Source organism: Sphingopyxis sp. 113P3 (genome assembly GCF_001278035.1).
Lineage (GTDB): Bacteria > Pseudomonadota > Alphaproteobacteria > Sphingomonadales > Sphingomonadaceae > Sphingopyxis.
Window position 1 is genome coordinate 2,396,779 of record NZ_CP009452.1, and the last position, 9,422, is coordinate 2,406,200.

Annotated in this window: 4 protein-coding genes and 3 pseudogenes; 3 read left to right on the forward strand and 4 right to left on the reverse strand. The window is 62.0% G+C overall.

Translation table 11 applies throughout. The features are described from left to right. Positions 1-115: 115 nt before the first annotated feature. Positions 116-1,160: pseudogene (locus tag LH20_RS11745) on the reverse strand (IS110 family transposase); the annotation flags it as partial. 152 nt (positions 1,161-1,312) lie between these two features. Between LH20_RS11745 and istA the strand changes: the two are divergent. Continuing rightward, entirely contained in the window at positions 1,313-2,836 is a 1,524-nt protein-coding gene (istA, locus tag LH20_RS11750) for an IS21 family transposase (RefSeq protein ID WP_083455225.1), read from the forward strand. 10 nt (positions 2,837-2,846) lie between these two features. Next, positions 2,847-3,587, forward strand: coding sequence for an IS21-like element helper ATPase IstB (istB, locus tag LH20_RS11755; protein ID WP_053552564.1), 741 nt, complete (start codon positions 2,847-2,849; stop codon positions 3,585-3,587). A 111-nt stretch (positions 3,588-3,698) separates the two neighbouring features. Here istB and LH20_RS11760 read toward each other — a convergent pair. Next, positions 3,699-3,998: pseudogene (locus LH20_RS11760) on the reverse strand (IS110 family transposase); the annotation flags it as partial. A gap of 153 nt (positions 3,999-4,151) precedes the next feature. On the opposite strand from LH20_RS11760, the pseudogene LH20_RS11765 reads away from it, so the two are divergent. Then, positions 4,152-4,502: pseudogene (locus tag LH20_RS11765) on the forward strand (integrase core domain-containing protein); the annotation flags it as partial. 323 nt (positions 4,503-4,825) lie between these two features. Here the strand turns inward: LH20_RS11765 and LH20_RS11775 are convergent. Together LH20_RS11775 and LH20_RS11780 are read right to left on the reverse strand one after the other, a co-directional pair. Further along, complete coding sequence (locus LH20_RS11775) at positions 4,826-5,857, reverse strand: IS110 family transposase (protein ID WP_053553130.1); 1,032 nt, start codon at positions 5,855-5,857, stop codon at positions 4,826-4,828. Positions 5,858-6,068: 211 nt separating this feature from the next. Continuing rightward, on the reverse strand, positions 6,069-9,416 hold the full coding sequence (locus tag LH20_RS11780; protein WP_053554356.1) for a Swt1 family HEPN domain-containing protein: 3,348 nt from the start codon (positions 9,414-9,416) through the stop codon (positions 6,069-6,071). Between the last annotated feature and the right edge of the window lie 6 nt (positions 9,417-9,422).

The window sequence follows — 9,422 nt, forward strand, 5'->3', positions numbered from 1 at the left end:
CATCGTCAAGGAAGGCGCTCTCGGCCATAGCAAACACAGGATCCATCGATCATCGGGATCGTGGTCCTCACCGTCCTTAAGATGAGATACGCATGCCAGATGGAAGGCCCGAACATTATCTACAGGGTCGCCGTAGCGCCCTCACGGCACAGCAGAGAGGGGTCCTTCCATCTGGTGTCCGCCCGTTCGACGAACGGGCGGTACTCGGTTCCCGTCTTGATGACGGCGTGCACGACGCGCGCCATCTTGGCGGTGAGAGCGGTCATCGCCTTGCGGCGGCGATCGGGGTCGTCGGCATGGCCATCGACATAGCGGGAGAGCTTGTCACGGAAGCTGTTGTTGGGTTGTCGGATCGCGACCTGCGTGGCCATCCAGAAGGTGCGTCGCAGCCGGGCGTTGCCGTACTTCGATAGCTTCGTCCGCCCCCGAAATATCCCTGACTGGTAGGTGGCGAGGTCGAGACCGCAAAACTTGAGGAACTGGCGATGGTGGCTGAAGCGGCGTAGATCGCCGGCCTCGGCCAGAATCGTCAAGGCATTGATCGGACCGATGCCGGGGATCATGCGCAGGAGCTGATAATCGCGGTTCGTGGCCAACGCGTCATGCGCGATCCGTTCGATCTCGTTGCGCTGCCGGATAAGGGTGCGCGCCTGGGCGATGACCATGCGAAACATGGTGACCGCCGTGGAATCTTCGTCGATCGGCAGCGCGATCGATGCACAGGCGGTCTCGTAAATATCGTTGACCACCCGGGCCTTGGAGACCTTGCGACCGATCAGCGGCCAGGCCTGTTCGGTGAACGCCTCGCGTCCGATCGAGGTGATGCTGCCCGGCGTCGGGAAGCGTTCGATCAACGCCAGGAACCAGTCGGACCGGCTGTTGCCGGCGAAACGCTCGATCTCCGGAAAATACAGCGGCAGATAATGCGTGAGAATCCGATGCCAGGTCTGGGTCTTCGCCTTCGATATGGCTTCATGCGTCTTCGACATCTCCTGCAGATCGTTGATCCCTGCCGCCAGCGGATCGACATAGCGCTGGGTCGCGCCGATCTTCAGCATGTGCAGGATGACTTGCGCGTCCTTGGAATCATTCTTGTCCCAGCCATTGTGCAGCGCTTCGCGTGTCCGGGCTGCGGATTCCGATTTGATCGCGCGCAGCGTTCCGAGATGATGGCGCGCGGCGTTCCGAGAATTATCCGCGCAGCGTTCCGATGTGATCGCGCGCAGTTTTCGAGATGGAGAATCCTGATCGTAGGACCATTTTTCCGGTTGTTTAGCGACTGGAGGAATGGATGCCGACGAGGAGGATTGCGATGCGCCATGTGCGCGAGATTTTGCGTCTGAGCCTGGCAGGGCTGTCGACGCGGTTAGTCAGTGAGCGGGTCGGGGTTAGTCCGACGACGGTTCGCGATACGTTGAAGCGGTTCGCGCGCTCGGGGCTGGCATGGCCGGTTCCGGAAGCGATGACCGACGCGGATCTTGAGGCGCGGCTCTATGGCGTCTGCGGTGTGAAGCCTGGTCGGCGCAAGCAGCCGGAGCCGGACTGGTCTGTGGTGGCGCGCGAGCTGAAGCGCAAGCACGTGACGCTGCAGATTCTGTGGGAGGAGTATATCGCGGCGAACCCGGACGGTTACCGGTACAGCCGGTGGTGCGATCTGTTCCGGCGCTGGGAGGGCCGGTTGCCGCTTGTGATGCGGCAAGCCCATGCGGGCGGCGAAAAGATGTTCGTCGATTATGCAGGAGACAAGGTGCTGGTGGTGGTGAACCGCCGAACCGGCGAGGAGCGTGCGGCTCATTTGTTCGTCGCGGTGCTCGGCGGTTCGAGCCTGTCCTTTGCCTGCGCCTCATGGAGCGAGCAGTTTGCCGACTGGATCGAGGCGCACAATGCCGCCTTCGCTTTCTTCGGCGGCGTGCCGCAACTGCTGGTCCCCGACAATGCGAAAGTCGCGGTGATCAAGGCCTGTCACTTCGATCCGATGGTCAACCGTGGCTATACCGATATGGCACGCCATTACGGCACGGCGGTGCTCCCGGCGCGGCCGAGAAAACCGCGGGATAAGGCGAAAGTGGAGGCCTGCGTCAGGATCGTCGAACGCTGGCTTCTGGGCCGGCTGCGCAACCGGATTTTCTACAGTCTGGCCGAGGTGAATGCGGCGATCGCCGAATGCCTGGCTGAGCTCAACGACAAGCGGGTACTGCGCCAGTTCGGCAAGACACGCCGGGAGCTGTTCGAGGAAATCGATGCGCCGAACCTGAAGCCGCTCCCGGCCGAGCCATGGGTCTGTGCGCAATGGAAGCGCTGCCGGGTCGGGCTCGATTATCACATTGCCATCGAGCGCCATCATTACTCGGTGCCGTATCGCTTCGCGCGGCGCGAGGTCGACGTCCGCGTCACCGCGCGCACGGTCGAGATCTTCCTCGGTGGCGAGCGCATCGCCGTCCATATGCGCGCTTCGGGCAACGGGCGGCATACGACGGTTGCCGACCACATGCCCTCGAGCCACCGGCGATACGGCGAGTTGACGCCGGCGAAAATCCGCGAGGAGGCGGCGCGGATCGGGCCGATGCTGTCGCTTCTGATCGAGAAGATCATCGAGGATCGCCCGCACCCCGAGCAGGGCTATCGCTCGTGCGTCGGGATTATTGGCCTTGCCCGGCGCTTCGGGCCTGAGCGCCTCGAGGCGGCCGCGCTGCGCGCGCTGGAGATCCAGGCGCGCAATTATCCTTCGGTCAAATCGATCCTCGAAAAGGGGCTCGACCAGGTTCCCGTGCGCCAGTCCCCGGAGCGCGCGCCGATCCTGCACACCAACATCCGGGGCTCTGGCTATTACCACTGAGAGGACGACAATGCTCAAACATCCGACACTTGATCAGCTGAACCAACTCGGCCTTTCCGGCATGGCGCACGCGTTTTGCGAGCTCGAACATAATGGCGATGCGACGAGCCTCAGCCATGCCGAATGGCTCGGGCTGCTACTCGATCATGAAGCAACATACCGCAACGATCGGCGTCTCGCCCTTCGCCTGCGCCACGCGAAGCTGCGCCATCATGCTGTTCCCGAAGACGTCGATTACCGTGCGCAGCGCGGGCTCGATCGCCGGCTGTTCGAGAGGCTGCTCAGGGGCGACTGGATCACCGCCCACGAGAACTGCGCCATCATCGGGCCTGCAGGCGTCGGCAAAAGCTGGCTCGCCTGCGCCATGGGCCACAAGGCGTGCCGCGACAATCGCTCCGTGCTCTACACCCGGCTGCCCCGCCTGATCGACGACCTGTCGCTCGCCAAAGGCGATGGCCGGATCGCCAGCCGCATGAAGAGCCTCGCCCGCGTCGACCTGCTCATCCTCGACGACTGGGGCCTGCAACCGCTCGACGGCAATGCCCGCCACCATCTGCTCGAGATCCTCGAAGACCGATACGGCCGCCGGTCAACGCTCGTGACCAGTCAGCTCCCGGTGGCCAGCTGGTTCGACCTGATCGGCGATCCAACCTACGCCGACGCCATCCTGGACCGCCTCGTTCACAACGCTCACCGCCTCGAACTCACCGGAGAATCCATGCGCAGGCAACTCGCCGTCGCAGCAGCTTGACCCGGCCACTAGCAACATGACATCTTTACCCGACGATCAGGTGCTCCAACTGCGCGCGATCAAATCGGAACGCTGCGCGGCATCAGATCGGAATACATGCGCGCGATCGTCGGAATCCGCAGTCCGGGCCAAGGCGACCGACGAAATCAGGCGCAGTTCGCACCCGGCGGACAGCAATCGATGCGCCAACGTGCGGTGATAGTTGCCGGTTGCTTCAAAGCCGACGATCACGGGCCTACCGATGGTCGTCAGATCGTCCGCCAGCCGGTCATAGTCCGCCTTCGTTGCCATGACGGTCATACGGCGTCGGCGGCCGCCCTCCGGTCGTTCGAGGAGAACCTCCTGGCGGTGCTTCGACATATCGATGGCTACCAGGACGGCGTCGGGTGGCGTAGAATACAGCTTGGTCATGATCGGTCAGCCTCCAAAGGGTTGTGTCGACAACTTCTCTTTAGAGACCTGCTGGCAGGTCATGACTGCCTTGATGAAGCCGGCGGGCGCTACGCGCCCTTGTCTCCATCAAGGCATCGCGGCCCTTCGAAAGGCTGCTTCCCAATGTGCTACGGCCCCAGCTACATCGCCGGCGAACTGGCCGAATATATCGAGGCCAACAAAATGAGCCATGTCCGCGGCGCTCCCATGCACCCGCAAACCCAGGGCAAGATCGAGCGCTGGCACCAGACCCTGAAAAACCGCATCCTGCTGGAGAACTACTTCCTGCCCGGCGACCTCGAAGCCCAGATCGAGGCCTTCGTCGAACATTACAATCACCAGCGCTATCACGAGAGCCTAAATAACGTGACGCCCGCCGACGCCTACTTCGGCAGGGCCCCGGCCATCATCGAACGACGAGAAAGGATCAAGCGACAGACCATCGAATATCGGCGCTTGCAGCACCGCAAGCTCGCCGCCTAACATCAACCCCCAGACGAGGCCCGCACTCCGCTAATCTACGCCGCGAGTTGTGCCGAATGTTCTTCTGTGGACGCCCCGACGAACGCAAGCGGTAATTTGGGTATGATTGCGCGTAGATCGGATGCTGCCATCTGTCCGGCCTCGTAGTGCAGCGACATTAGCTGCGGGCCCGTATGGGAGTTCGCGGATCGGATCCAGATCAGACGAGCGTGCTCAAGGCACAAGAACATTTCCTGGTTTTCCGACCCCGTCTTGCCGACTGTTGCGCCATACCCTCCTTCGACCGCTTGTCGTCCTCCGACGACCTCTGATGGCTGCCTGGCTTATGCCGCTGCCGCCACCGGAGCCCTGTAATCCTCGTTCTTCATGAGCAGCGCCCAGACGATGCGCGCCGTCTTGTTCGCCTGTGCGACTGTGACCAACATGCGCGGTTTGCGCGCCAGCATCCCGGCGAGCCATGATCCTTCGGGCGCCCCGCGCCTGCTCGCATGCAGGATCACCGAACTGCTGCCGATGATCAGCAATCGCCGCAGCGTACGTTCGCCCATCTTGGATGTTCGACCCAGCTTCGTCTTTCCACCCGTTGATTTCTGCAGAGGTGTGAGCCCAAGCCAGGCAGCAAAGTCACGACCACGTTTGAACGTTTGTGCTGCTGGTGCCAATGCCGCGATCGCAGTCGCCGCAATCGGTCCGATGCCTGGAATGGTCATCAGTCGGCGCGCAACTTCATCTTCACGGGCGCGCCGAGTAATTTCCTTGTCGAGGTCAGCGATCTGATCATCGAGTTTCTCGAGCAGGTCGAGCATAATCCGGAACATCTCCCGCGCCGCATCCGGCAGTGATGCCCCGCCCTCGTCATCAATCAGCTCGCCAAGCACTGTCACCCAGGAAGGCCCTTTCGGAGCCACCCACCCGTATTCTGTCATGTGCCCGCGGATCGCGTTGATAGTTTGCGTACGCTGACGAACCAGCAGATCCCGTGTGCGGAATACCAGCGCTGAGGCCTGCTGCTCCTCACTCTTCACCGCTACAAACCGCATGCTTGGCCGCTGCACTGCCTCGCAGATCGCCTCGGCATCGGCTGCATCGTTCTTCTGGCGCTTTACGAAAGGCTTCACATAGGCCGGTGGGATCAGCCTCACTTCGTGGCCCATGCGTATCAACTCGCGGGCCCAATGATGTGCCCCGCCGCAGGCCTCCAGCGCCACAAGGCACTTTGGCTGTCCAGCGAAAAACTCCAGCACCTTTCCGCGTGCAATCCGTCGGCTAAAAACCTGGTGGCCCCCAGCATCCGCGCCGTGAGCCTGAAAGACATTCTTTGCGATATCCAACCCGATCGTGATAACCTCTGCCATGGACGCCTCCTTCTCATAGGTGTTCTGCAACACCTACCTTGGCACATAGATGCCGTCGGGGGGCGTCCACCCCATCAGACGACGAACAAGCGACGAGTTGGCTGGCGTGCCGCTTCCAGAGCAATGCTTCAGCATATGACAGCCTCAGGCACAAAGAAGGCTGCCTCCCTGCGCTTTCTGTTCGATGGTTCGAGTCAGCCGAGACATCTCGTCAGTCTTCTTCAAAACCTTGGCTATTGAACTTCAACGTTCGGCTGTTTTCGGTGACAGTGCGAACGACGTTGTCTGGGGCGCCGTTTGGGATCTCGGCTTCAATTTCGAGGGTCACTCTCACATTCGCCCCCATCAGCCCGGAAAGGTGTGCAATCACCTCTTCTGCGACACGGCTCGCGTCGCGACCCACGCGCGCTGCGTCTAGGGTCACCGATCCGTGGAAGCGTCTGGGCTGTCGTGGTGTCTGGGCTTCTCCGCGGCCGGTGACTGAGTCTTCGCCGGTGATCGCGGACGTATCACCATTAGGCTTAGCAGGGTCACCCCCTGTTGGCGCACCCCCTGCGGTCGGACGTGGCGTCTCGTCGTCCTGCTGTTTGAGGGCTGGCTCGGGCTTTACGAGCAGGCCGACCAAGTTCTCAGGCGACAGAGAGACCATCTGTCCGCAACGCAGTCCTCTATATCGGGAGGCGGCTTCGTCATAGCTCTCCGCATAAGCGAAAGAATCCCGGCCCCATGTCAGGAGGCCGAGGCCCTCACGGATTGCGTCGAGCAGAACGCCAGTGTCGCGGAGGCGCGGTAGATAGAGGTAGCGTGCGAAGTCTTCGACGAGTTGCTTCACGGCAACGTGGTCGCCACGCCAAAGCGGAACCTGATCAAGCTCAAGCCGAAGCCGTGTGGCAGCAAGGCCCGTGATCAAGAGCTCATCGTTCCGCAGCTTCCGGCTTGCGCGAACTGCCAAAGGTTCCTGGCCGCTCAGGCGGAAGCTCTGCCACTCGATAGGCGACTGCGGCGTGGGCTGATGGGGAACAAGCAGCCATTGGTATGCCTCGGGTAGCCGCGCATTCACGGAGCTGTCTGCGCTCGCTTTCTGTGTTTCCGCCTGGCGCACCTGGTGTGGGGTAAGGTCCAACTCGTTCTTCTCATCGAGTATGGACTGCCAGGCGATGAACCGCCGAACTGCCTCATCAAGATCCTGGAGTCGGGTTTTGTCGGCCGCGAGGAACACCAGAGTGTTCCTATACAACCGCGGGGCCGTTCCACGCGTTTCAAGAATTGATTTCGCAGCAGCTTCTGCAGCGCTGCTCGCATCGCGGCTGTGGGGATAGTCCGCCCCGAGCACGACCAGCCGTGCATCAACGTCATCGGGCACGTCCTGCCCCGACTGTGGAAGGGGATGGACCTTTGTGAAATCCCCCTGCTTGCGCAAATCGGCGCGGAGCCTTGCATCGAGTTCGCGATTGATCCGGTCAGGATCGGACTTCAGCTGTTCTGTCCGATCTTCCGCCAGCTTGGTGACTGTCGGTTGGGTTGAGTACCAGTAGCGCGCCCCATCTTGGTAGAGATACGTGGCGGCACCGCTGAGGCGGCGCAAAGCGTCCCCGAAAATGGCCGGCGATTCGGACGGCATCACGCATCCGAGCTTGATCCTCCGATCCTCGATGCCACGGTTGGAAATCGTCGATCCCGGCGCCGAACCCAAGTAGATCGTGCGTGCGATGCGGCGACACGCGGAAAATTTCCCGAGATTGGGGACTTCGCCGTCGATCCGCAGGGGAAGCGAGTTAGGGCCATCAACGTCCTTTTCGATGATCGGCGTCCAGTTGTCGGACAGGTATCGCGTGAGCTCGAACTGCACGCGCGGGTCATCGATCGGAATGTTGGCCGGCTGTATCAGCGGATTGCGGTCGCCCTTTTCCCAAAGGCTGTGGATCACAGCGGCCATCAAGCGCAGGACACCACGCGTCCGCTGGAATTTCACGAGCGTCGACCACTCCGTGTAGAGCCGATCGAACACTTCGGGATGGATGGGATAAGCGGCCTTGAGGCGCCCCTCATATTCGGAGTCCCGGCACTCCTGCGGAAACTCCTGATGCTGGCTGCGGTATAGGTCGAAGTAGGCCTTGGCGACGGTGTCCCGCGACACGAATTGAGATTGCTCGATCAGCGGTTCGAACAAGCGCCTACGAACGATCTCGAAACCTTCCTCGGCACTCGCAGGCCGCCAAGAGGATTCCACTCGACCGATCGCATTGCGGAGCCTGTCCAGTGCCTCGCGCCCACGGCGCCCGCCGACCTCCACGTCATCAGCTTGGGTGTGTGGCGATCCCGCAGTGTCCGATGCCGGCAAGCTGACGACCAGCAGACAGTGCTTCGCAAGCTTTGCCGACTCCGTCAGCGCCTGAGCAAAGGTGAAGTGAGTCTCGAAGCTGCCGGCAGGGAGATCGCTCTGGTCATGCAGCTGACGCGCATAGGCGACCCACTCGTCGATCAGGACGAGCGCCGGTCCGTACTCGTTGAACAGATCGCGCAGGACATCACCGGGGCTCGTCGCCTTCTCGTCGTCCGCCCGAATGCGGTCGTAGGCCGCTCGGCCGCCAAGCTGCCAAGCGAGCTCGCCCCACAGCGTGTGAACGAGGGTGCCGTCTTCCTTCTTAACCGGGTTGCCGGGCGAGATCTTGTTCCCGACCAGAACGACCCGCTTGACCGAGGGAAGCTCAGCGATTCCGGCTTGCTTCATGACGCCTTCGACGCCAAGCAGTTCGCTTGGGGTCGCACCGGAGAACAGATGGTAAAGCGCCAACATCGAGTGCGTCTTGCCGCCACCGAAGTTGGTCTGGAGCTGGATCACCGGGTCGCCGCCGTCCGCAGAGAGGCGACGCACGGCGCCGACCAGCAATTGTTGAAGGCTGTCGGTCAGGAACGTCCTGCGGAAGAATTCCACCGGCTTGCGGTACTCGTCGGCACCCTCACCAATATGGACCTGCCAAAGGTCAGCCGCGAACTCCGCCTGCTGGTAGCGTCCGCTCGCAACGTCACGATGTGGACTGACAACCTCGCGCCAAGGCTTCAACGAGCCGGTCCCCTGGCTTTCGATGGCGGTGCCCGCCGATTTCCGCTTCTCGTTCCGCGCCTGCTCGTCGAAGCGAACGCGGAGCAGCTCCATCTTGATGCGCTCCAACTCCCGCGATTGCGGGGCGGAGACGGCCGTCAGCAACCGGCCGGCGCTGTCGAGCGCGCGGTAAGCGTCATCGCTCGTGAATGGTTCCTGATGGGCCCATTTGTTCCGATGGCCGCGCAACTCACCGACGAGCCCCCGCTCGGCGGGGCCGAGCGTCTTGCGGAAGACCTCGTTCCAGGACTCCCACATCACCTTCAGCAGCAGCGCTGCATCCCAGTCGGTTATGGGTTTGTCCTTGATCAGTGGGTCGCTTGCAAGCGCCTGGAGGGACGGAATGCTCGTCCCGTCTTTCATCGCCGCCTTGATCTCTCGTTCGACGAAAGGGCCAAGTCCCGCGCGGAGCAGGTCGAGAGCATTGCCGACGCGCTCGTGATTGGTTGCCGCCATGTTGCC